The sequence below is a fragment of the Janthinobacterium sp. Bl 1 genome (assembly GCF_058215535.1).
This window is the reverse complement of the sequence record NZ_CM177086.1, coordinates 3,267,891-3,290,373: the sequence shown is the minus strand read 5'-3', so window position 1 is coordinate 3,290,373 and position 22,483 is coordinate 3,267,891. Positions and strand designations below refer to the sequence as shown.

The following is a 22,483-nucleotide window of genomic DNA, read 5'->3' as shown; positions in this document are numbered from 1 at the left end:
GCCGCGTAATCCGACATCTTGCTGGCATGACGGGTATTGTCGGATTACGCGCGGCGATGCCGCGCTAATCCGACCTACCGTATTTTACTTCGCAGCCACCTTGGCCGGCTCCGCCACCACTGGCGTCATCTTCAACGAACGGCTGAGGAAGCCCCAACGATCCGCCACTTCTTCGATCTGCTTGGTCGTCGGCTTGCCGGCGCCATGGCCGGCCTTGCTGTCGATGCGGATCAGCACGGGCGCCGCGCCGCCTTGCGCTGCCTGGGCGGCGGCGGCGAACTTGAAGCTGTGGGCAGGCACGACGCGGTCGTCGTGGTCGGCCGTCGTGATCATGGTGGCCGGATAGCAACCGCCCGCCTTCAGGTTGTGCAGTGGCGAGTATTTCACCAGCGCCTTGAACTGTTCGGCGTCGTCCGACGAACCGTAGTCAGGCACCCAGCCCCAGCCCACGGTGAACTTGTGGAAGCGCAACATGTCGAGCACGCCCACTTGCGGGATCGCCGCGGCGAACAGGTCGGGACGCTGCGTCATGGCCGCGCCGACCAGCAGGCCGCCATTGCTGCCGCCGCCGATCGCCAGCTTCGATGGCGAGGTGACCTTGTTGTCCACCAGCCACTGCGCCGCGCCGATAAAGTCGTCGAACACGTTTTGCTTGTTCAGCTTGGTACCAGCCTGGTGCCAGGCTTCGCCGTACTCGCCGCCGCCGCGCAGGTTGGCCATCACGTAGACGCCGCCCATTTCCACCCAGGCAAGATTCGCCACGGAGAAGCTCGGCGTGAGCGAAATATTGAAGCCGCCATAGCCGTACAGATAGGTCGGATTGGAACCGTCGAGCTTCATGCCTTTTTTCGAGACGATGAACATCGGCACCTTGGTACCGTCGCGGCTGGTGAAGAATTGCTGGCGCGTTTCAAAGGCGTTCGGGTCGAAATCAACCTTCGGCTGGCGGTACACGCTGCTCTTGCCCGACTTCATGTCGTAGCGGTAGATAGTCGCTGGCGTCGTGAAGCTGGTAAACGAGTAGAACGTTTCCGTGTCGCCACGCTTGCCCGCAAAGCCGCCGGCCGAACCGATGCCCGGCAAGGCCACTTCGCGCACCAGCTTGCCGTTCAGGTCGACGATCTTGATTTGCGTTTGCGCATCTTTCAAGTAGTCGAGCACCAGCTGGTTGTTGATGAGGTTGACGGCGACGAGGGTTTCCGCGCTTTGCGGCACGATTTCCTTCCAGTCGGCAGGCGCAGGCTTGCGCGTATCGATGGCGATCACGCGCGATTTCGGCGCCTTGTTGTCCGTTTTGAAGAAGAACACGGGACCGTCATTGTCGATGAACGAGTACGAAGCGTCGAACTCTTCCAGCAAACCGACTACCTTGGCATTCTTCTGGCGCAAGTCTTTATAAAAAACGCGGTTCTTGCGTTCCGTGCCTTGCGTGGCCGTGATGATCAAATAATTGCCGTCGTCGCTGACGGTGCTGCCGCCGAATGCCCATTCCTTCTGGTCGGGACGGTCGAAGACGAGCACGTCATCGCTTTGCGGCGTGCCGATCTTGTGGAAATACAATTTCTGGAAGTAATTGATATCGGCCAGCTTGGTGGCTTCGTTCGGCGCGTCATAGCGGCTGTAGAAGAAACCGGTGTTGTCCTTGGTCCACGAGGCGCCCGAGAACTTGGCCCACTTGATGTGGTCCGTCAAATCCTTGCCCGATTCGATGTCGCGCACTTTCCACTCGTTCCAGTCGGAACCGGAAGCGGACGTGGCATAGGCCAGGTACTTGCCGTTCGGGCTGATCGAAGTGCCTGCCAGCGCCACCGTGCCATCCGTGGACAGGGTGTTCGGGTCCAGCAGCAGGCGCGGTTCGTCCGTCAGTTTTTTCACCGTGTACAGCACGGCCTGGTTCTGCAAGCCGTCGTTGCGGCTGTAGAAATAGCGGCCGCCCTGCTTCGTTGGCGTAGAGAAACGCTCATAGTTCCACAGCTTGGTCAGCCGCTGCTTGATCGCGGCGCGCTCGGGGATGGTGCCCAGGTACGACTGCGTCAGCTTGTTTTGCGCCGTGACCCACTCGCCCGTTTCCGCGCTGTTGGCGTCTTCGAGCCAACGGTACGGGTCGGCGATGGTGGTGCCGAAATAGCTGTCTTGCTGGTCGACTTTTTTGCTGACCGGATACGTCACGGCAGCGCCGTCGCCGGCCGGGCACGATGGCGTCGCGGCGCTTTGCGCCAGGGCATTGCCACCGAAAGCGGCCATCAAGCTGAATATGAGGGTTGCACTACGTAATTGCATGGGTTGTTGTCTCATTGTTGGATGTCGAGGAAAGCAGGCCGCACACACACGCGCCGCGGCTGCCCATGTTGACTTTCGCCAAGAGAAATCATAGCGCGGATTGCCACTTTTAAAGCACAGTTATCTGATGGATTTGCCGTCTTTTGTTTGGAGAATTTACGTGAATTGCCATGATAAATCTCGCTTTCGGCGGAATCGGCAAACTGACGTTCATGCAAGAAACATTATCAAAAGTAAAGTCGTTTCATCAAGTTGTCATAAATCTTCTTTACTATCGGCAACATGTTCATGGCCCGTCCAGAGGCCGTGCCGCCACAACCTCCTATGCACACTCTCGCCCTCCCTTCCGCCACTGCCGCGCAGGCCCCCGCGATGCCATCGAATGTGGCTTACCTGAAGCCGCCATCGGCCACCATGACCATCGAAGGGACGGACGCCTTGCACGACATTCTGGCGGGCCGCAAGCTCAGCGCGCTGTTCCAGCCCATCATCCACATGCACAGCGGCGACATCATCGGCTACGAAGGCTTGATACGGGGGCCGTCCGACAGCCCCCTGCACGCACCGATGAATCTGTTCAAGGTGGCGCGCGCGCATGACCTCACCCTGGAAGTGGAGCACCTGTGCCGCCAAGTGGTGCTCGAACGCTTTGCCGAACTGCAGCTGCCGGGCAAGCTGTTCCTCAACGTCAGCCCCGAATGCCTGCTGCTGCGCAATGCCCGCCATGGCGAAACCCTCGAATACATCGAGCACATCGGCATCAACCCGGACCGTGTCATCATCGAGCTGACGGAAAACCAGCCCACGTATGACTACGAGCTGATGCGGGAAGCCGTGCTGCATTACCGTAACATGGGTTTCCAGATCGCCATCGACGACCTGGGCGAAGGCTTTTCCAGCCTGCGCCTGTGGTCGGAACTGCGCCCGGAATACGTGAAGATCGACATGCATTTCATCCAGGGCATCAACAACGATCCCGTGAAACTGCAGTTCGTGCGTTCGATCCAGGAAATCGCGGAGAAATCGGGCACCCTGGTGATCGCCGAAGGCATCGAGGCGCAGACGGAATTGCTAGTCTTGCGTGACCTCGGCGTGGCGTTCGGGCAAGGCTATCACCTGGGGCGGCCCAACGCGGTGCCGGCGCGCGCCCTGCCAGCCGAAGTGGTGCAGGCGCTGGGACGCAATGGCGTGGCCGTGTATCCGCAGCGCAGCAGCCTGGAAAAGAATGGCGCCAGCATCCGCAAACTGCTGCACAAGGTGGCGGCCGTGTCGCCGCAGCTCAACAATAACGAGGTGTACGATATTTTCCTGAAGGAACCGAAGCTGATGATCATCCCCGTCGTCGATGACGGCGTGCCGCTGGGCCTGATCAGCCGCTTCGAAATGATCGACCACTTCGCCCGCCCCTACCAGCGCGAACTGTATGGCAAGAAATCATGCAGCCTGTTCATGGATGCCACGCCCCTGATTGCCGACCACGAGACAAGCTTGCAGGAACTCAGCTACACGATGGTGCAGTCCGATGCCCACCACCTGTTCAACGGCTTCATCATCACCGAGCACGGCCGTTACCTGGGCATGGGCACGGGCCACGACCTGATGCGCGAAATCACGCAGATGCAGATCAATGCGGCCCGCTACGCCAACCCGCTGACGCAATTGCCCGGCAACGTGCCCATCAACGAGCATATCGACCGCTTATTGCACAGCGGCAGCCGCTTCTGGGTCTGCTATTGCGACCTCGACCACTTCAAGCCCTTCAACGATGTGTACGGCTACCGCAAGGGCGACGACGTGATCCAGCTGACGGGTGAAATCCTCAGCAGCCATTGCGACCCGAACCGCGACTTCATCGGCCACATCGGCGGCGACGATTTCATGATCCTGTTCCAGAGCGAAGACTGGGAAACGCGCTGCCAGGCCATGCTCGACGACTTCGCTGCCGCCATCCTCGCCTACTACAGCACGGGCGACTGCGAACGGGGCGGCTACATCAGCGAAGACCGGCAAGGCAAGAAAGTATTTTATTCGTTGATCAGCCTGTCGCTGGGCGTCATCAAGGTCGAGGCGCACCAGTACTACACGCACCACCAGATTGCCACGCAAGCGGCCGAAGCAAAGAAGCAGGCAAAGAAAATCCACGGCAACAGCCTGTTCCTGGACCGGCGGCAAGGCGCGGCTGTGGCGCGCATGGATGCCTAGCCAGGGACAATACTACGCAAGATCAAATACGCACGAGCTCGACAAACGCATTGCCGCTGCGCGTAGCAGGCACGAATGCCAGGCTGATGTGCGCACCATCGCGGCGCGCCTGCACGCGGTAGCTGCCTGCGGGCAGGTCCACGAACAGTCCTCCATACGCCGTATCCGGTTCCAGGCCGCCGCCCGTGACGTCTTCCCCCGCGCCGATGAAGACGCGGCCCGAAACGACGGCAAGATGCACGTTCACCTGCGGCTCGGCAAGTTCGGCGTGCAAGGCAAGTTCATACGCGCCATCGCCGCCCACGTTGAAAAACGCGACTTGCCCCGCATTCACGGCAGCCAGTTCCTCGCTGGGGATGCTCCACCAGTCGCAGTCATCTTCCAGCTTGTGGCGCAGGAGCGCAGGGTCGAACACGCACAGGGTAGCCGTCCCCGTCACAATGGTCGTCATGGGGCCAGCGGCGCCGGTCCCAGCAGGGGCTGGCTCTCCACATATTGCGAGCTCGCTTGCGCCTGCCATGGGAAGTGGCCATCGCGCGACGGCCAGACGATCTGGTACAAGATAAAATCATCGCCCTGGTAATACCAGCGCGCATAGCCGACATAGTCGCGGTATTGCTCGACGGGCACGCGCACGAAGGCGCACTGATGGCCTTCCAGCAAGACGTCCGTGGTGGTCGTGAAATCCGTGATGGCGCCGCTGCGCGCGGCGTCCAGCGCCACGTCGAGTATCCGGTGGGCCATGAAATGGGGCAAGCCCATGATCAGGAATTCAGGCTGGCCGAAGCTGTGGCCAGCGCCTATGGTAAAAGCATAGCCGGGACCTTCTTCATCGGCACCGATATACACGCCATGCCAGCCATGCGTGGCGATGTCGTCGATGACTTTTTGCTCGGATGCATCCTCGCCTGCCTGCCTTACCATGCTTCACCTTTCACCGTGCCGAAAAACCGTGCCGCCTTGGCGACATGCCTGCCGGCAATTATCGCATGCGGCACGCGTCCATGCGCGCACGGTGGCGGCGCTTCAGTCGGGCGGCTGCAGCGGAGGAAAGCGCACCTGGTGCCATTGCCGCATGCGCTGCTGCGCCTCTTGCAGCTGTGCCGGTTCCAGCCTGGTGGCAGCCGCTTCCCTGGCCCTGGCCGCCCCGCCATCGCCACCCTCGGCCGCCAGCGCCAGCCACATGTAGCCGCAGACGGGGTCCCTCTCCACGCCGCGCCCGCTGTTGTACATGCCGCCCAGGTTGTACTGGGCCAGCGCATGGCCCTGGCCCGCCGCGCGCGCATACCATAGCACGGCCAGGCCATCGTCTTGCGGCACGCCATGGCCGTTCGCATACATGACGCCCAGGTTATTTTGCGCGCTGGCATCGCCCTGCTCGGCCGCCGTGCGGTACCAGCGCACGGCGCACACTTCGTCGCGCTCCACGCCCTGGCCATTGGCATACATCACGCCCAGGTTGAACTGCGCATTCGACGCGCCCTGGGCCGCCGCCCTCGCATACCAGTCCAGCGCCTGGCGCAAGTCGCGGGCGACGCCGCGCCCGCCCGCAAACATGCCGCCCAGATTGTACTGCGCCATGCAATGGCCTTGCAGGGCAGCACGCCGGTACCAGGCGATGGCGCGCACCTCGTCCTTGTCCACGCCCTGGCCGCGCGCCAGCATCAGGCCCAGGTTGAACTGGGCGTCCGCGTCATCCTGCTCGGCCGCCCGCTGCAGCCAGGCATAGGCGCGCAGCTGGTCGGGCGCCACGCCCAAGCCTTCCGCATACGCCACGCCAAGTTGCCGCTGCGCCACGGCCAAGCCCTGGGCCGCGGCTTGGCGGAACCAGGCCAGCGCCTGCGCATCGCTCTGCACCACGCCCTGCCCCCGTTTGTAGACGAGCCCCAGATTCAGCTGTGCCTGCGCATCGCCTTGCAAAGCCGCCTTGCGGAACCACGCCAGGGCCAGCGCATCGTTCTTTTTCGCCCCCAGACCCTGGGCATACGCTTCACCCAGCAGAGATTGCGCGCTGGCCACGCCCTGTTCGGAGGCGCGGTAAAACCACGCCAGGGCCAGCTCGTCGCTCTGCAGCACACCGCGTCCCTTGCGGTACATCTGCCCCAGGTTTTGCTGGGCCGAGGCATCGCCCTGGGCGGCGGCGCGGCGAAACCACAGCACGGCGTCGGCGTCGCTCTGCGCCACGCCGCGGCCGTGGTAATACATGGCGCCCAGGTGATTTTGCGCGAACGCCAGCCCTTGCAGCGCAGCCAGGCGTAGCCAGACAAAGGCACGCGCGTCGTCCTGCGCCACGCCTTCGCCCTTCTTGTACATCAATCCCAGGTTGAACTGGGCGTAGGCATTGCCCTGCTCGGCAGCCGTGCGGAACCAGATATACGCCTGGTGGCTATCTCTGGCAGTATGGTGCTTGTCCATGTGCGCCCCCGTCCACATCGCGCTTGCCGGCAGCACGCGCAAAACGGCGGCCCAGGGCGGCGAAATCGAAATCGTGTGTTGCTTAAATTTTAAATTCGCTGCGGGGGAAGGACTTGAGCAGGCTCAATAGAAATAACAAAATTATATCGTTTTGATGAGCCCGCTTAGAGGGGAAACGGCGCTCAGCGGCGCGATGGATGCTTGTGCAGGAATTGCGGCACCTTGGCGGCGGCCAGCTTGTTCAGCGACACGAGCAAGTCGGCGTCGACATCGGCGATGCCGTAGCTGCTGCGCAAATGGCGGCCGATATGGATCAGCACTTGCGCCGCCACTTCCGCATCGGACTCGGCCCTGTGAGCGGCGCTCTTGAAGGCGATGCCCAGCTGGCTCGACAGCAAGCCCAGCTTGTAGCTGGCCATGCCGGGAAACACGCGGCGCGACAGTTTCAAGGAACACACGAGCGACTGGTGCGCCGGTGTCAGGTTCAGCCTGGCGCTTTCCGCGCGCAGGAATTTTTCATCGAAGCTGGCATTGTGCGCCGACAAGGCATCGCTGCCGATAAAATCCAGCAATTGCGGCACCACTTCGGCCACGGGCGGCGCCTTGTCGACCATCGCCTGCGTGATACCCGTCAAGCCCGTGATGAACGAGGGGATGCGCGCATTGCAGTTGATCAGGGTCACGTAACGGTCCGTGATCCGCCCGCCCTCGATGCGCAGCGCCGCCACTTCCGTGATGCGGTCGCCCATGTCGGGCGACAGTCCGGTCGTCTCGAAGTCGATCATGACGATCGGTTTGTCAAACACATTCATGAAGTCAGGCTCTTTCTGCGATGCTGCGGTGGACCAGCTTAGCCGAACTTGCGCACGGCGTCCAGCGCAAGACCTGCGCCAATGCTGCCGAACAAATCGCCTTCGACCTTGCGCGCGGCCGGCACCAGCGCCGCGATCTTTTCGCGCAGCAGGCGCACACCGCTCGAGCCACCCGTGAAGAACACGGTGTCGACGGCTTCCGGCGCCACGCCCGCGTCGCGCAGCAGACGCAGCACGGTTTCTTCGACGGAACCGCACAGGTGGCCGATGGCTTCGTCGAACTGCGTACGTTTGAGCAACAGGCTTTGCGCGGGCGACAAGCGGTCCAGCTCCAGCTGCACTTCGGCCGCGTCGGACAGGGCAATCTTGCCCTCTTCCACTTTCATGGCCAGCCAGTGGCCGGCGCGCTCGTCGATCAGCTTTTGCAGACGACCCATCTTGTCTTGCTCACGCGCATCGCGGCACACGTCGGCCAGCTGCACCCAGATCTTCTTCGTGTAGGCCAGATTGATCGTGTGCCACGTCGCCAGGTTGAAATAATAGCTGGACGGCACTTCGCTATTATTGTTCAGACGGCTGCCATAGCCGAGCAGAGGCATGACGGACGACAAGCTCAGGTATTTATCGAAATCCGTGCCACCGATGTGCACGCCGCCCGTGGCGAGGATATCGTCCCGGCGCTCGGCTTTTTTCGCCCGCTCGGGCGACAAACGCACCAGCGAAAAGTCGGACGTACCACCGCCGATGTCGGCGATCAGCACCAGCTCTTCCTTGGCTATCTGCGACTCGTAGTCGAACGCGGCGGCAATCGGCTCGAACTGGAAGGCGACGTCCTTGAAGCCGACGGAACGGGCCACTTCGGCCAGGGTGTCCTGCGCCAGCTGGTCGGCTTGCGCGTTGTCGTCGATAAAGAAGACGGGACGGCCGAACACGGCGGACGAGAATTCGCGCCCGGCGGACTGCTCGGCGCGGCGTTTCACTTCGCCAATAAATTGTGCCAGCAACATACGGAACGGCAGCGCGCGGCCGCCGACTTCCGTCTGGCCATCGATGAGGCTCGTGCCCAGCAAGCTTTTCAGCGAGCGCATCAAGCGCCCCTCGTAACCGGCCAGATAGCCGGCCAGCGCCGCGCGGCCAAAACTGACTTCCTCGTCTTCCGCATTGAAGAAGACGACGGACGGTAAGGTCGTCTTGCCATCTTCCAGGCCGAGCATGGTGCTCTGCCCTGGACGTGCCCAGCCTACCGTGGAATTTGACGTGCCGAAATCGACGCCGCAAGCATTGGCCATGTCGACCCTTCCCTGAATAAAGGGGCGTTATGTTATCAGAAGGCAGGCTTTTGCACCAGCAAAACCCGTTCAGCCCGGTCAACAGCATAAGCTTGCTTTGCATCAAGTACTAGCCTCACGCAAAAGATACTCTTGGGAAATTAACGCCGAGCAACTCGGCCAGCTCCCGGAGACCCATCGTGCCCCATGCTCCCCTGCGCCACCTGCCAGCAGCTTTGCTGGCCGCCTTCCTCGTTTCCCTGGCTGGCTGCGGCGGCGGTTCGGCCGACACCCAGGCCGGCGCCGGTTGCGGGCTGCACAGCACGGCACGGCAGGCTGCGGCGGCAGCCCGCCACCGGTCGTCAATCCGCCCGTGACGCCTCCGGTGACGCCGCCCGTGATTCCGCACGTCACGCCGCCCGAACCGGCCAGCCTGGCCAGCGCCGTCAACCTCGTGTTTTCCAGTACGGAACTGGCCTCGGCGGGCCTGGCCGGCGGCGAGGTGGCCGTCACGGCTCTCGTCAAGGATGGCGCCAATCTCGCCTTGCCCAACGCGAAGATTTCCTTTGCCGCCGATTCCGGCATCCTCGGCAGCGTCGACGCCGTGACGGACAAGAACGGCCAGGCGCGCGCCCTGCTGGGCACGGGAGGCGCCAACAGCAACCGCAGCATCACCGTAACGGCCAATGTGGGCACGCGCAGCGGCAAGGGCACGGTGGCCGTGACGGGCAGTACTGTGGAGCTGCTGGGGCCGGCCGCCCTGATGCTGGGCCAGAGCGCCGACCTCACCGTCACCGTGCGCGACTCGGCGCGCAAGCCCGTGGCCGGCGCCGCCATCGCTTACAGCACGGGCACCGGCACCGGCGTACGTGTCAAGGATGGCGGCGCGGCGCTCAGCAATGCGCAAGGCCAGCTGGTGCTGCGCCTGACTGCCGGCAGCCTGGGCAGGGACGCCGTGTCCGTCAGCGCACTGGGCGCCGCCGCCACGCAGCCTTACGCCGTGGCGGGCAGCGACCTGCGCCTGAGCCCGGCCGTGGGCCAGGATGCCAGCGGCGCGGACGTGCTGGCGGAAGTGGCCACCCTGGCATGCCAGCCCATCGACGCACGCTACGACAAGGCGGGCGTGGCGCAAACGGGCAGCGCCAGCCTGTCGACCTCCCGCGGCAGCCTGTTTGCGGACAGCGCCTGCAGCCAGGCCTTGCCCACCAGCTTGATGTTCAGCAATGGCAACTTGCCGCGCAGCTATGTGCAGTCGGCCAACACGGGCGTGGCCACCATCACGGCAGCCGTGGCCGGTGGGCCCTCGGCGCAGACGCGGCTGGAATTCGTCGCGCCATTGAGCCCTGCCAGCAAGCTGGCCGTGCAAGCGGATCCGGCCGTGCTGCGCGCCAACACGGCGGCATCGGCCGACAATGCCAGCGTCAGCACCAGTATGAGCACCATCAGCGCCGTGGTGCGCGATGGCGCGGCCAACAACCTGGTCAAGAACGCGCCCGTGCTGTTTACCATCTTGAGCGACCCCAGCGGCGGCTACCTGCGGCAGGCGGGCCGGGTGCTGACGGGCAGCGACGGCCTGGCGCGCGCCGAGTACGTGGGGGGACCGGCCGACAGCGGCCGCGACGGCGTGCTGATCCAGGCCCGCATCGAGGGGGCTGCGCAAGCGGCGGCCACGGCCCTCGTGCACCTGACGGTGGCGCGGCAAGCGCTGTCGGTCAAGCTGGGTACGGGCAGCCTGCTGCGCGAGTATTCGGCCAGCGTGCTGCAGAAGGACTTTGCCGTGTTCGTGTCCGACAGCGCCGGCAACGCCGTGCCCGGCGTCGCCATCACGGCCGCCGCCTGGCCCAGCCGCTATGCCAAGGGATACTATGTGTGGCAAGCGGACAAGCCCGAGTTCCCCGACACGGGCGTCTGGCGCCTGGCCCTGCCCAATTACAGCTGCGCCAACGAGGACATCTTGCGCAATGGTATTTTTGACGCCGCCTACGATGGCAACGGCAATGGCGTGCTCGACCCGGGCATTCCCCTGACCGTCAGCGCAAGCGGCCTGAGCGACGCGCTGGGCATGGCCACCGTCACCGTCAGTTATCCGCGCAACTTCGGTTCCTGGGTGCGCATCGCATTGACTGTGCGGGGCACGGTGAGCGGCACGGAAGCGAGCGCCACGGCGGACTTGCCCTTACCCACCCTGGCCAGCGATTTCAGCGCCCGCCGCGTGGACCCGCCGGGACGCCTCAGCCCCTATGGCAGCAGCCCCTGCGACAGTCCAGATTGAGAAGCAAGCATACCACTTGCCATTAAATCAAATTATTTGCAACATGGATAAGAAAACAGTCTTGCCACATGGAAATATTTTCGCTATGCTCATTTTTCCCGCCCAGGCCGCCACAAGCGGCCGGGCCTGCAGGAATACTTTGAGACAGGTTGCGTGCCAGACCAATATGCGAAAAAAGAATACTGTAGCCCGGACACCCAGCACCGCCACCCGCCCCGTATCCGGCGCCGGACGGCGCGTGACCTCGTATGACGTGGCCCTGCTGGCCGGCGTGTCGCAATCGGCCGTGTCGCGCTGCTTCAAGCCCGGCGCCAGCGTCTCGCCAGCCACCCACGCCAAAGTCATGCAGGCGGCCATCAGCCTCGACTACATCCCCAACGCGGCCGCCCGCAGCTTGATCACGCGGCGCTCGAACCTGGTGGCCGTCATCATTTCCAACCTGGCCAATCTGTACTATCCGCAAGTATTGTCCGACCTGAGCCAGCAAATCGCCCGCCAGGGCAAGCGTCTTTTGTTGTTTACCCTCGAGCGCGAAGCGGACATCGGCAAGGTCTTGTGCGATGTGTGGCAGTACCAGGTCGATGGCGCCATCGTGGCCGCCTGCCTGTCGGACGAACAGATGGCCGAATTCGGCCGGCGCGACGTGCCGCTGGTGCTGTTCAACCGCAGCCCGCGCGAACACGCCGTGCATGCCGTGCTGTGCGACCAGGCCGAAGCGGCGCGCCTGCTCGTCTCGCGCCTGGCCGAGGCGGGCCACCGCCAGTTCGCCATCATCGACGGCCCCGGCGACTCGGCCGTTGCACAGGAACGCAAGGCCGGCATGCTGGACCGTTTGCTGACCCTAGGCTTGCCCGCGCCCATCGTCGTCAGCGGCAACTACGATTACGCCAGCGGCGGACGCGGCTTGCGCAAGGTCATCGACCGCCTGGGACGCGTGCCGGACGCCGTCATCTGCGGCAACGACATCATGGCCATCGGCTGCCTGGACACGGCGCGCCACCAGATGGGCATCGAGGTGCCGCTGCAGATGTCGGTGGCCGGGTTCGACGCGCTGGAAGCATCGGGCTGGCTCAGCTACGACATCACCACCCTGCGCCAGCCCGTGCAAAAGATGGCCACCGATGCCGTCGCCATGCTGGGCGAACTGATGGAGCGGCGCGGCGGCATCGCCGAGCGGCGCCGCTATTGCTCGTATCTGGTCGAAGGGAGTACGGCGAGGCTGACTGCCGAGCAGCCATATTTCGGCATGATGGCCGCCGCCTGAAAAACGCCCGTGGCGTTGTTGCCTGCCCCTCGCCGTACTATTCGTACTGTCTTCGGGGCCGCGCCTAGCCACAGGCGTTTTTCAGACGCTCGCACTTCTCTGCCAAAAACCTTGCACATAAAAAAACCTCGCATTGCTGCGAGGTTTTTCATTTCAAGGCCAGGGAATCAACCGAAGATCTTGCCCTTGAGCATATTCAAGCCCTGGCTGACGAGGTCATTGCCTTCCGGTACCTGACCATCAGGGGTCAGTTTGTCGATCAGCTGGGGCAGCAAGGCGGCCAGGCCGCCCGAGGCCGCGTCCGGTGCGACGCCCGCTTTTTCAGCGATCTGGGTGATCGTGTCGCTACCGAGCGCATCCTTGATCTGTTCGCCGGAGACGGGCGCATTGGCGCCCGTGCCGATCCAGCTGGCTACCTGGTCGCCCAGGCCGCTTTCCTGGAATTTCTGCAGCAGGCCGGGCAAGCCGCCGTGCTGGTTGACCAGGTCCATCACGCTGGCCATCAATCCCGATGGGGCTTCCCCGTCAGCACTTTTGTTGCCCAAAGCGCTCATCGCCTGTCCTGCAAGTTGATCTAGCAAACTCATCGTATTCTCCTGAACGCTATCGATTGGTGCCGCGTGACTGCGGCTTCGGTATGGCACAGACCATTCCGCGCCACGGAAATCATTATACTATGAATAATAATAATGCTACAATTGCAATCTTGAGGCGAACGCACAGATCGCCTCACTGTCGAGGCATCCACCTCCATCATATTTAGTTCAACACAACTTGCAAGCGTAAATTGACAGTTTGCAAAAACGTGTAGAATTAATTTCCCACTTACTGAGGAGTATCAACACATGAACATCAATAAAGCGGTAGACAAGGCTTACGAAAAAAAGACCTTCAAGGAAATCGCTGATGCACCCGTCGATGCGCTACAAGGCGTGAGCGAGAAGGATGCGGAGCTCCTCAAGCAAGCGTTCAATATCAAGACCGTGCGCGATCTGGCGAATCTGAAATACTCGAAGTGGGCACGCGCCATCGTTACCCTGGCCGATACGGAAGAATAAACGGGGCCATGCCGCAGGCATTCCCCTCAGCACAGCCCGCCACAGTCGGCGGGCTTTTTCATTCAGGCCCACTATCGGCTCGCAAGCCGATAGCCGTGCGGAGGCGCCGTTGACCACGCCGCTGACCCTGCCTGGCATCTGCTGGCCCCTGCAAGCGAGCACGGGCCACCTTGCCGTCACCACGCAGCACATCACGGGCCACTTTCGCGCCGGCGCGGGCGAAGACGCCATCATCGTGTGCGATCTGCTGGCAGCCGGAAAGTTCCGCAACGGCGCGGCGCGCCACTGGTGCCGCACGCACCAGTGCTACTGGGGCACGCAGGCCGACGTGGCCGACTGGCAGTCAACGCGGCAGATGCGCTGCCGCCAGCACGCCAGTCCCATGGGCTATGTACTGTATCCGGCGCTGTTCGATCCCAGTCAGTTTCACGCCACGGCCTTGCGCACGGGGCAGGATGGCTTGCTGCAACTGCGCGCCAAGGCCGATGACGGCGGCGCCCTGCTGGCGCGTGACACGGCCGCGCTGGCGATCGACTGCCGCGCCCTGCCCGGCCTGTTCCCGCCCGACGTCGTGCAGCTGAACATCACGCCGCCCGCCGCGCAAGCGTTCACCGCCGCCTTGCAGGCCGGCACGCCGCTGGACTGCAGCGACTGCGCCCGCTGCGGCCATCCGCACCTGGACCTGGGCAGCTTCGCGCTGGCGCCGCACCGGCGCCACAGCTGCGGCCATTGCGGCCACGACGCTTCGCACAGCGCCACGGCCATCGTCTCGACGCCGCTGTGGCGGCTGCGCCTGCGCTACGCGCAATGGTTCTGACGCAATGCGTCTGCTGGTGCGTCCGCCCACAGTCAGGCCTGGCGCTTGTGCGTAGACTGGCCCCATCACCACCACGAGGACGGCCCCATGCCACAAACGCAACACCAGGACGAAAACGGCCAGCCAGGCGACGAAGGCGACTTGTCCGACCTGCTCAGCGAATTGCGCATCCTCTTGCCGGGCGCGCAGATGCTGACGGCCTTCCTCATCATCCTGCCCTTCAATGGCGGCTTCGCGAAGATCGTGCAGGCGGAAAAAGTCGTCTTCCTGCTGACGTTCTTCCTTTCCATGACGAGTCTGGTACTGCTCAGCGCGCCAGCCATCCAGCACCGCGTGATGCGCCCGCTGCAAGACCGCGAACGTTTCAAGCGCGTGGCCGACCGCATCATGATGTGCGGCGCCTTTTCCCTGGCGCTGGCGTTTATTCTGGGCACCAACCTGGTGATGTCTGAAGTGTTCGGCCATATCGCCGGCATCATCGCCGGCGTGCTGATGGGGTCACTCATCATTTGCATGTGGTGGTGGCTGCCCCTGCATTTGAAGAACAGCAAGAAAATCTAAGCGAAGCTGGCAGCGCCCAGTCCGCGCCCGGCAACTATCGTAGGCATAGTCGCTTTCATATTCTACGTGTCAATATTTTCCATGGGATCAGAAATTCCTTGCGCCGTCCGTCTCCGAGTGACATCAGAGCGATTCCTCCGTCCTGGCCATCAGCACGGCTGCCGTCATGCAAATACAGCTTGCGCACCTCGACGCCAAGATTAGTATGAATGCAATATTTTGTCTTCGTACAACTAGTATCGAACCCGCATTGAAAGGATGACAACTTGGATCCCGACCTCGACCTCCTCAAGAAGCAGATTGAATTGATGGCCTTGCACGCGCAATCGAGCATGGACCCCGCGCAAGCAAGGGCTTTCGAGGCAGCGACATGGAAAATGCAGGCGGAGTATGAAGGTGCAAAACGCATCCTGGCCGACAAGAACGCCAGCGCGGAAGCCAAGAAATATGCAAAGGACGTCACGGACGCCATCAACAAGAACTTGCCCAACATGGTCAAGGGCGTGCTGTCCGCGGCGAGCGCCTTCAAGTCCGGCGACTATATCAATGGCAGCGCCGCCATCATGGATATCTGCGCCGCCGGCATGCAGCTGATCGGCAGCCTGTCAGCCGGCGCCGGTCCGTACGGCGCGATATTCGGCGCCCTGTTCAGCATTGTCGGTCAACTGCTCACCTATTTCGGGCCAAAGCAACCTTCTCTCAAGGATCAGATCATTGAGGCAATGAAAGGGTTGAACGCGGATGAGAAACTGCGTGAGGTCAAGGCCAATGGCAGTGCGGTTGATCAATATATGGCGACCATAGGCCGCATCAAACTGGATCTGTCCGAAATTCTGCCGACGCCCTTGAACACGGTGGAGAATCGGGTGAAGGTCCACAAATGTCTCGATAGTTGCATTATTTCAATAAATAATGCGTTTACCATTATTTCCGTTTTATACGACAAATGGATGACCGCCGAATGGCTGAAAGACGAAAAAACCCAGGACCTGGAGAAATGGCCGGAAATCCTCGGCGTTTTCTGCCGCACCTACGCCGATGCGTTGCTCGCCCATGTACTGCTGGAGTCCCTCGTCGACCATGAAATGGTGGGGCGGCAGCTGGAGCAGGCCTCGATTCGAAATCCGGACTACAAGAACACGCCGCACGAGTATGACGCGATCTACGACCGTTTGATACGGCTCGAAGCGGACATGGAGGCGCTGCCCAAGCTGTGGAACGACGGCAACACCCAGATGCTGGAATGCCTGAAGGCGATCGAACCGGTCGCCCGCGACCGGGGCCTGTTCGCTCACCTCGGCACCAACATGAGCAAGAACCTCTACGCCGCGACGGGAGGCAACGTCACGCGGACCGGCGAATGGAAGCCTTTCCAGATCGGCTATGGCAATCGTGGCCGCCGCTTCGCCTTGACGATGCCAAAGACAGAGGCAGGCTCGCTGAAGCCACGCTATCACCTTTTCTTCTGCCAGCACTGGAGCGCGTCCGATAACGGCGACATGGAACACGGCTGGATGGATCCGACCACGATTGAAGTGTCGGACATGAAAGAAGTATCCGGTGATAAATTCCATGACGTCTGGGCGCTGCCGTCCCCCGACGACAGCCGCGCATCGTTCGTCTACACGGCGCGCAATGAAGGCAGGCAAGGCTCCATCAAGCTCCATCAATTGAATGACAGCGGAGAGTTGAAAGCCGGAAATTGGCAGCCGGCGACCAAGGCCGGCGTCGTCAACGTCCGCGCCATCACCCATCCACCCGCGACATTGCCCGATGACCCGGACGGGGCCGCCATGCTGCCGGCCCTCCTGCAAGGGACGGACCATTACAACTCCATCATGTACGGCGCCCTTGCCGCTTCCGGCGAGCTTTACGTCGACCAGTCAAATACCCGCTGCTACGTGCCAGCGCCGTGGGGCAGCTATACCGGTATCGATGTCGATCCCTACTATGTCTGGGTTTTTGGGCCGATGGGCCTGGCGTGCGCCACGCACGCCTCGGTCATCAGTTGTATACGCGGCATCATCAAATCGCCCAGATGGATCAGCCATATCCCCGAAGCGCTGATCGGCGACACGCATACCCATCCGAGCAAAACGTGGCGGGACAGGTACACCCAGGCGAGGATTCCCTACCCGCCGCTGATCGGCATCCAATCGCTGTCGCCGTGCAAGGATGGCACCCTGTTCGCCAGCATCACGACACGCACCGTTACAGCTGTACAACATGGCGGAGAAGTCGCCTACATCGCGACCGATACGCCAGCCCTGTATACGGCCCTCTACAGCATCAATATCAAGGATGGCAGCCTCAACGTGGGACCGTGGAGCAAGCTGCCCGGCGGCCCGCAGGCGCAACAAGTCCAGAAGATGGCCATCCCCTGCTGGTCGCTATTTGCAAGTTTGAAAGCACAGCTGGCCAAGACGCCTGTCATGGCCCCGCCTCCGCTGCGAACTGCCCGGCAGACCACGCTGTAAGCCTGTCCTGCCGCCATGGCTCGCCGTGGCGGCAGGAATCACAGAGACGGCAGGCAACGCACGGCGGAAGGAAACGCAGCATGGGCAAGGCGCTACCCCGCCTTTTGCAAAATGGTGATCTTGCCATCTGCCTCGAGGAACGCGCATTTCATGTCCGCCAACGGACAATCGGCCTCGCGCAGCGCCTGCTCGACATCGCCGCCGGCCACCCGGCATTTCTTGACGACATCATCGAAAATCTGCCCGTCGCGGCCCAGCAGCACGGGCGTGCCATCGACCAGATCGGCGAACTTGCGGCTGCGCGAACTCAGCCATGCGATCAGCATGTTGAGGCAGATCAAAGTCAACGCCAGTACCAAGCCGGCAGGAACGGATTCGTCTCCGCCGGACAGGGAATTCGATACCGCCTCGCTCAGCAGCATGACGACCAGCAAGTCGAACGGCGTGAATTGCCCCACAGTCCGCTTGCCCGTCATGCGCACCATCAGCAGCAAGGCAAGATAGATGATGACGGCGCGCGCCACCAGTTCCCACACCGGCACATCCAGATCGAACATGGCAATCCTCCCCACAGATGATTGCCTTATTTATACGTCTTTTTGCTCCGGCATGGCAACACCGCTGGCCTGCTCCAGCAACGTTTCGCGGAAAATCCCCACCAGCGGACGCAAGTTGACCTTGTGCCAGGCCAGCCACAATGGCGTGCGGTAGCTGAACCACGGCAGTGCGCGCACGATCACGCCGGCCGGCGCGTGCTGGCGCAGGCTGTGCTGGATCATGGCCATGCCCAGCCCGGCCGCCACCAGGCCCAGCGCCGTCAGCGGTTCCGTTGCTTCCAGGCGGATATCGGGCGTAAAACCGGCGCGCGCACAGGCGGCGATAAAGTTATCGTGTTTCAGCACGCTTTCCTTGTGCAGCACGGCAATCCATTCCTGGCCCGCCAGGTCCTCGGGCGTGAGGTCCGCCTTGTGCGCCAGCGGATGCGTCTCCGGCAAGGCCAGCAGCATGGGGTCGCTCAGCACTTGCGCGCAATCGAGGTCGGGGTCGTTCGGCAGCGGCGGTTCGCACAGCAGCGCGATATCGAGGCTGCGCTGGCGCAAGCCTTCGATCTGCTCGGCAGAATGCAGCTTGTACAGGGCAATGTGCACCTGTGGGCGCGTGGCGCGCAAGGCGCGCAAGCCATCGGGCAGGACGCCCGCATGCATGGCGTTCTCGATATAGCCGATGCACAGGCCGCCCTCGTCGCCGCGTCCCAGGCGTTTCGCCAGCGCTTCCAGGCGATTCCCGTGCGTGATAAAAGCGCGCGCTTCGGCCAGGAAAGTATGGCCGTCGCGCGTCAGGCGGATGCGCTGCGCGCTGCGCTCGAACAGGGTCAGGCCCAGCCTGTCTTCAAGCTGGGCGATTTGCCGGCTCAGCGGCGATTGGGAAATATGCAGGCGCTCGGCGGCCCGCCCCACGTGTTCTTCCTCGGCGACGGCGATGAAGTATTGCAATTGGCGGATGTCCAGCATATCAGACCTTTCAGGACTCAAGTTGCGCCAATTATGTCTTGGACAGGCTTAACTTGTCCAGCTATTCTGTCTTCACTGATCCACACATTGAAGGAAAACATCATGAGTATCAAACACTTACTGACAGGCAAACTGGGTTTCGGCACGGCGCCGCTGGGCAATATGTTCCGCAACATTCCTGAAGAGGAAGCCATGGCGACCGTCGACGCGGCCTGGGAATCGGGCATCCGCTACTTCGATACGGCCCCGTTCTACGGCGCCGGCCTGGCCGAGCTGCGCCTGGGCGCCGCCCTGAAACAGCGCCGCCGCGACGAATACGTACTGAGCACCAAGGTCGGCCGCCTCATCCTCGACGAACTGGAAGACCCGGCAAGCCGCGAACTGGGTGAAAAAGGCGGCTTGTTCGAATTTGGCCGCAAGAACAAAATCGTCGACGATTACTCGGCCGACGCCACCCTGCGCTCGATCGAAGACAGTTTGAAACGCCTGGATACGGACCACCTCGACATCGTCTGGGTACACGACATCGCCCAGGATTTTCACGACGACAACTGGCTGGCGCAATTTGAAACGGCCCGCACAGGCGCCTTCCGCGTACTGACCAGCTTGCGCGAAGAAGGCGTCATCAAGGCTTGGGGCGTGGGCGTGAACAAGGTGGAACCGCTGGAACTGACCCTGGACCTGGCCGAAGCCCAGCCCGACGCCTTCCTGCTGGCCGGCCGCTACACCCTGCTCGACCATGAACGGGCGCTGCAGCGATTGATGCCTGCCGCCGCGAAACAGAACGTCGACATCGTCGTCGGTGGCCCCTACAGCTCGGGCATCCTGGCCGGTGGCGCGCATTTCGAATACCAGAAAGCCTCGCCCGAGATCATTGCAAAAGTGGAACGCATCAAGGCCATTGCCGCGCGCCATGGCGTCAGCGTGAAGGCCGCCGCCCTGCAATTCTCGCTGGCCAACCCGGCCGTGGCCGCCGTGATCCCCGGCGCCAGCCGTCCGCAACGCCTGGCCGAAGACCAGCAAGCATTGAACAGCGTCATCCCCGCCGCCTTCTGGCAAGACATGCGCGCCGAGCAACTGGTGTCGCCATTCGCGCCGCTGCCCGGCAGCACTCTCTAATATATACATAAGGAATTCACCATGGCCCATACCACCACCTCGATCGACATCGCCGCCACACCGGCGCAAGTGTGGCAACTGATTGGCGGCTTCAACTCGCTGCCCGACTGGCTGCCGTATATTCCCAGCAGCACCCTCAGCGATGGGGGCCGCATCCGCCATCTGGCCAATCCGGCCGGCGACGTCATCGTCGAGCAGCTGGAAGCGTACGACAATGCGGCGCGCAGCTACAGCTACTCCATCCTGCAGGCGCCGTTTCCCGCCACCGATTATTTGTCCACCCTGCAAGTGAGCGCGATTCCCGGCAGCGATGGCGCGCGGGTCAGCTGGTCGGGCCGCTTCACGCCCGTGGGCGTGAGCGAGCAGGAAGTGACGGAGCTGTTCCACGGCATCTACGTGGCGGGCCTGGAAGCGCTGCAGCAATCATTATCGAAGTAACAAACCGCGAAGACCAATTCCGCCACAGCCGGCATTTCTTCGCCCGCCCTGTGACGGAATCGGACAGATTCCGTGTTATCGTTAACAACAAGCGCAGGCGTGGTTGGGTGCAGTGCAGCATATTTTGGCCGGCTCCCGGCAGAACTTGCCCGAATCTTTTACAATGTTGTCTTTGGGCAGCTCATATAGCCCGAAAATACCGGCCAGCCGTCGGTTCTGGCGGCGCATTGCCGCTTCCGGCTGAGTCACAGCACGCCTCTCCACCCTGTCATTCCTTATCCAACTAACAAGAACATGCACGCATCCGTAGACCCATTGATACCGCGCGTCACCGCGCCTTTTGGCGCTGGCTATGCCGACCTGGCCCTGGCCATCGGCGGCCTCGCCATCGGCACGGGCGAATTCGCCTCCATGAGCATCCTGCCCGTGGTGGCCGACGACCTGGGCACGACCTTGCCGCAGATGAGCCACATGATCAGCGCCTATGCGCTGGGCGTGGTCGTCGGCGCGCCCCTGATCACGATCTTCCTGGCCCGCATGCCGCGCCGTTTGATGCTGATCTGCTTGATGCTGATGTTCGCTGGCGGCAACTTGCTCAGCGCTATCGCTCCCAACTATGGCTTGCTGGTCGTCGCGCGTTTTGTCGCCGGCATCCCGCACGGCGCCTATTTCGGCGTGGCGGCGCTGGTGGCGGCCGCGCTAGCCGAACCGGACAAGCGGGGCCAGGCCGTCGCCCGTGTCCTGATGGGCTTGACCGTGGCCAATATCTTCGGGGTGCCGCTGGCCACGTATATCGGCCAGACCCTGGGCTGGCGCTCGGCCTTTTTGCTCGTCGCCGCGCTGGGTTTGCTGACCATGCTGATGGTGCGCATCTTCGTGCCGATGGTCGCCGCTGGCGACTCGAGTCCGCGCCGCGAACTGGGCGTGTTCCGCCGCCTGCAAGTGTGGCTGACCCTGCTGATGGTAGCGATTGGCTTCGGCGGCATGTTCGCAGTCTACACGTTCATTACCCCCACCTTGCTGGAAATCACGAAAGTGTCGCCCCTGGTCATTTCCATCTTGCTGGCCATTATCGGCGTCGGCATGACCGTGGGTAATCTGATCGGCGGCTGGCTGGCCGACCGCTCGCGCCTGTGGACCATCTTCGGCGTGCTGCTGTGGAACGTGGCCGCCTTGGCTGCATTTACCTACACCAGCAGCAACGTCTGGCTGACGGCCATCAACCTGTTCGCCATCGGCGCCGGCATCGCCGTTGCTCCCGCCGTGCAGACGCGCTTGATGGACGTGGCCGGCGACGCGCAAACCGTGGCCGCCGCCCTCAACCATTCCGCCTTCAACATCGCCAACGCGCTGGGTGCCTGGGCCGGCGGCATCGCCATCGCCATGGGCATGGGCTTGCGCTCGACAGGCTGGGTCGGCGCCATGCTGGCCTGCGGCGGCATCGTCGTGCTCGGTATTTCCGTGCTGGTGGAAAACCGCAGCCGCAATGTGGGCGGCGCGCAACCGGCTTGATCCGTTCAGTGAGCGGCGGCCTGTTCAGGCGGCCGCTGGTGCATCAGCGCCCGGCGGCCTTAGGCGTCTACCCACGCAAACAGCGCCTTGCCCGGCGTGGCAGAGCGATGCCAGCTCGACTTCAATTCCAGGAGAAATCCGGCCAGGTCGATTGGCTGGACATCCAGGTCCGCCCATGGCGCCGTTCTGGACCATGCCACGGCAAGCTCCAGCAAGTCGTCATCCGCCATCCGGCCTATCGCTTGCGCAATCGCATCATTGAATATGTGAATGTCCCGCCCCTCGATCCTCAGGGGCCGCAGCGCCTGTTCTGCCGACTGGGTCAGCAATTGCCCCAGCGACGCAAAATCCAGTTCCCCTGGCAAGGTGATGCCGGTGACGGGAAACGCATCGAAGGCATCTTCCCAGCTGGCACATGCGCGCATCCCGGCGTGGGAACAGATAAAAATATCGATTTTCTTCATATATTAATCATGC

21 protein-coding genes are annotated in these 22,483 nt (G+C 62.5%); 11 read left to right on the top strand and 10 right to left on the bottom strand.

Features of this window, described 5'->3' with window-relative positions; all coding sequences use genetic code 11:
• Window positions 1-84: 84 nt before the first annotated feature.
• Window positions 85-2,280 carry a prolyl oligopeptidase family serine peptidase gene (locus tag AC4BCN_RS14635; protein WP_490491028.1) on the bottom strand — a complete coding sequence of 732 codons (2,196 nt, stop codon included), beginning with the start codon at window positions 2,278-2,280 and terminating at the stop codon, window positions 85-87.
• Window positions 2,281-2,694: 414 nt separating this feature from the next.
• Between AC4BCN_RS14635 and AC4BCN_RS14630 the strand changes: the two genes are divergently transcribed.
• Complete coding sequence (locus AC4BCN_RS14630) at window positions 2,695-4,482, top strand: GGDEF domain-containing protein (RefSeq protein ID WP_034751085.1); 1,788 nt, start codon at window positions 2,695-2,697, stop codon at window positions 4,480-4,482.
• Between the two features lie 22 nt (window positions 4,483-4,504).
• Here the strand turns inward: AC4BCN_RS14630 and AC4BCN_RS14625 are convergent, their stop codons facing one another.
• The 5 genes from AC4BCN_RS14625 to AC4BCN_RS14605 all read right to left on the bottom strand — a co-directional run bounded on the left by AC4BCN_RS14625 (window position 4,505) and on the right by AC4BCN_RS14605 (window position 8,998).
• On the bottom strand, window positions 4,505-4,933 hold the full coding sequence (locus AC4BCN_RS14625) for a DUF6386 family protein (RefSeq protein ID WP_490491027.1): 429 nt from the start codon (window positions 4,931-4,933) through the stop codon (window positions 4,505-4,507).
• Window positions 4,930-5,406, bottom strand: coding sequence for a DUF4262 domain-containing protein (locus AC4BCN_RS14620; RefSeq protein ID WP_490491026.1), 477 nt, complete (start codon window positions 5,404-5,406; stop codon window positions 4,930-4,932). Before AC4BCN_RS14620 ends, AC4BCN_RS14625 begins: the two co-directional genes overlap by 4 nt.
• 102 nt (window positions 5,407-5,508) lie before the next feature.
• Complete coding sequence (locus tag AC4BCN_RS14615; RefSeq protein ID WP_139091812.1) at window positions 5,509-6,897, bottom strand: tetratricopeptide repeat protein; 1,389 nt, start codon at window positions 6,895-6,897, stop codon at window positions 5,509-5,511.
• Between the two features lie 182 nt (window positions 6,898-7,079).
• The gene (locus AC4BCN_RS14610) at window positions 7,080-7,709 is read right to left on the bottom strand and encodes a 3'-5' exonuclease (protein ID WP_490491025.1); all 630 of its coding nucleotides are present in this window, start codon (window positions 7,707-7,709) and stop codon (window positions 7,080-7,082) included.
• Window positions 7,710-7,747: 38 nt separating this feature from the next.
• Window positions 7,748-8,998, bottom strand: coding sequence for an Hsp70 family protein (locus AC4BCN_RS14605; RefSeq protein WP_139091813.1), 1,251 nt, complete (start codon window positions 8,996-8,998; stop codon window positions 7,748-7,750).
• Window positions 8,999-9,177: 179 nt separating this feature from the next.
• Between AC4BCN_RS14605 and AC4BCN_RS14600 the strand changes: the two genes are divergently transcribed.
• The 3 genes from AC4BCN_RS14600 (at window position 9,178) to AC4BCN_RS14590 (ending at window position 12,513) form a co-directional block, all read left to right on the top strand.
• Window positions 9,178-9,354, top strand: a complete 177-nt coding sequence (locus tag AC4BCN_RS14600) for a hypothetical protein (protein WP_490491024.1) — start codon at window positions 9,178-9,180, stop codon at window positions 9,352-9,354.
• Window positions 9,351-11,249, top strand: coding sequence for an Ig-like domain-containing protein (locus tag AC4BCN_RS14595; RefSeq protein ID WP_490491023.1), 1,899 nt, complete (start codon window positions 9,351-9,353; stop codon window positions 11,247-11,249). Before AC4BCN_RS14600 ends, AC4BCN_RS14595 begins: the two co-directional genes overlap by 4 nt.
• 238 nt (window positions 11,250-11,487) lie before the next feature.
• Window positions 11,488-12,513 carry a LacI family DNA-binding transcriptional regulator gene (locus AC4BCN_RS14590; RefSeq protein WP_223279010.1) on the top strand — a complete coding sequence of 342 codons (1,026 nt, stop codon included), beginning with the start codon at window positions 11,488-11,490 and terminating at the stop codon, window positions 12,511-12,513.
• A gap of 167 nt (window positions 12,514-12,680) precedes the next feature.
• Here the strand turns inward: AC4BCN_RS14590 and AC4BCN_RS14585 are convergent, their stop codons facing one another.
• Entirely contained in the window at window positions 12,681-13,100 is a 420-nt protein-coding gene (locus AC4BCN_RS14585; RefSeq protein WP_034751100.1) for a YidB family protein, read from the bottom strand.
• 258 nt (window positions 13,101-13,358) lie between these two features.
• Between AC4BCN_RS14585 and AC4BCN_RS14580 the strand changes: the two genes are divergently transcribed.
• The 4 genes from AC4BCN_RS14580 (at window position 13,359) to AC4BCN_RS14565 (ending at window position 17,426) form a co-directional block, all read left to right on the top strand.
• On the top strand, window positions 13,359-13,571 hold the full coding sequence (locus tag AC4BCN_RS14580; protein ID WP_034751103.1) for a hypothetical protein: 213 nt from the start codon (window positions 13,359-13,361) through the stop codon (window positions 13,569-13,571).
• Between the two features lie 109 nt (window positions 13,572-13,680).
• The gene (locus AC4BCN_RS14575; protein ID WP_490491022.1) at window positions 13,681-14,388 is read left to right on the top strand and encodes a hypothetical protein; all 708 of its coding nucleotides are present in this window, start codon (window positions 13,681-13,683) and stop codon (window positions 14,386-14,388) included.
• Between the two features lie 87 nt (window positions 14,389-14,475).
• Window positions 14,476-14,949 (top strand): DUF6328 family protein, encoded by a 474-nt coding sequence (locus AC4BCN_RS14570; protein WP_128139403.1) that lies wholly within the window; start codon window positions 14,476-14,478, stop codon window positions 14,947-14,949.
• 266 nt (window positions 14,950-15,215) lie between these two features.
• Window positions 15,216-17,426: a hypothetical protein gene (locus AC4BCN_RS14565; RefSeq protein WP_338678575.1), complete on the top strand. Its 2,211-nt coding sequence runs from the start codon at window positions 15,216-15,218 to the stop codon at window positions 17,424-17,426.
• 92 nt (window positions 17,427-17,518) lie between these two features.
• On the opposite strand, the gene AC4BCN_RS14560 is transcribed toward AC4BCN_RS14565, so the two are convergent.
• Entirely contained in the window at window positions 17,519-17,983 is a 465-nt protein-coding gene (locus AC4BCN_RS14560) for a DUF421 domain-containing protein (protein ID WP_338678574.1), read from the bottom strand.
• A 30-nt stretch (window positions 17,984-18,013) separates the two neighbouring features.
• Window positions 18,014-18,937 carry a LysR substrate-binding domain-containing protein gene (locus AC4BCN_RS14555; protein WP_338678573.1) on the bottom strand — a complete coding sequence of 308 codons (924 nt, stop codon included), beginning with the start codon at window positions 18,935-18,937 and terminating at the stop codon, window positions 18,014-18,016.
• Window positions 18,938-19,039: 102 nt separating this feature from the next.
• Between AC4BCN_RS14555 and AC4BCN_RS14550 the strand changes: the two genes are divergently transcribed.
• The 3 genes from AC4BCN_RS14550 (at window position 19,040) to AC4BCN_RS14540 (ending at window position 22,006) form a co-directional block, all read left to right on the top strand.
• Window positions 19,040-20,056: an aldo/keto reductase gene (locus AC4BCN_RS14550; RefSeq protein WP_338678572.1), complete on the top strand. Its 1,017-nt coding sequence runs from the start codon at window positions 19,040-19,042 to the stop codon at window positions 20,054-20,056.
• Window positions 20,057-20,077: 21 nt separating this feature from the next.
• Entirely contained in the window at window positions 20,078-20,494 is a 417-nt protein-coding gene (locus tag AC4BCN_RS14545; protein WP_338678571.1) for an SRPBCC family protein, read from the top strand.
• Window positions 20,495-20,788: 294 nt separating this feature from the next.
• Window positions 20,789-22,006, top strand: a complete 1,218-nt coding sequence (locus AC4BCN_RS14540) for an MFS transporter (protein ID WP_035818476.1) — start codon at window positions 20,789-20,791, stop codon at window positions 22,004-22,006.
• Window positions 22,007-22,065: 59 nt separating this feature from the next.
• Here AC4BCN_RS14540 and AC4BCN_RS14535 read toward each other — a convergent pair whose 3' ends face one another.
• The gene (locus AC4BCN_RS14535) at window positions 22,066-22,470 is read right to left on the bottom strand and encodes a hypothetical protein (RefSeq protein WP_338678569.1); all 405 of its coding nucleotides are present in this window, start codon (window positions 22,468-22,470) and stop codon (window positions 22,066-22,068) included.
• Window positions 22,471-22,483: the final 13 nt, after the last annotated feature.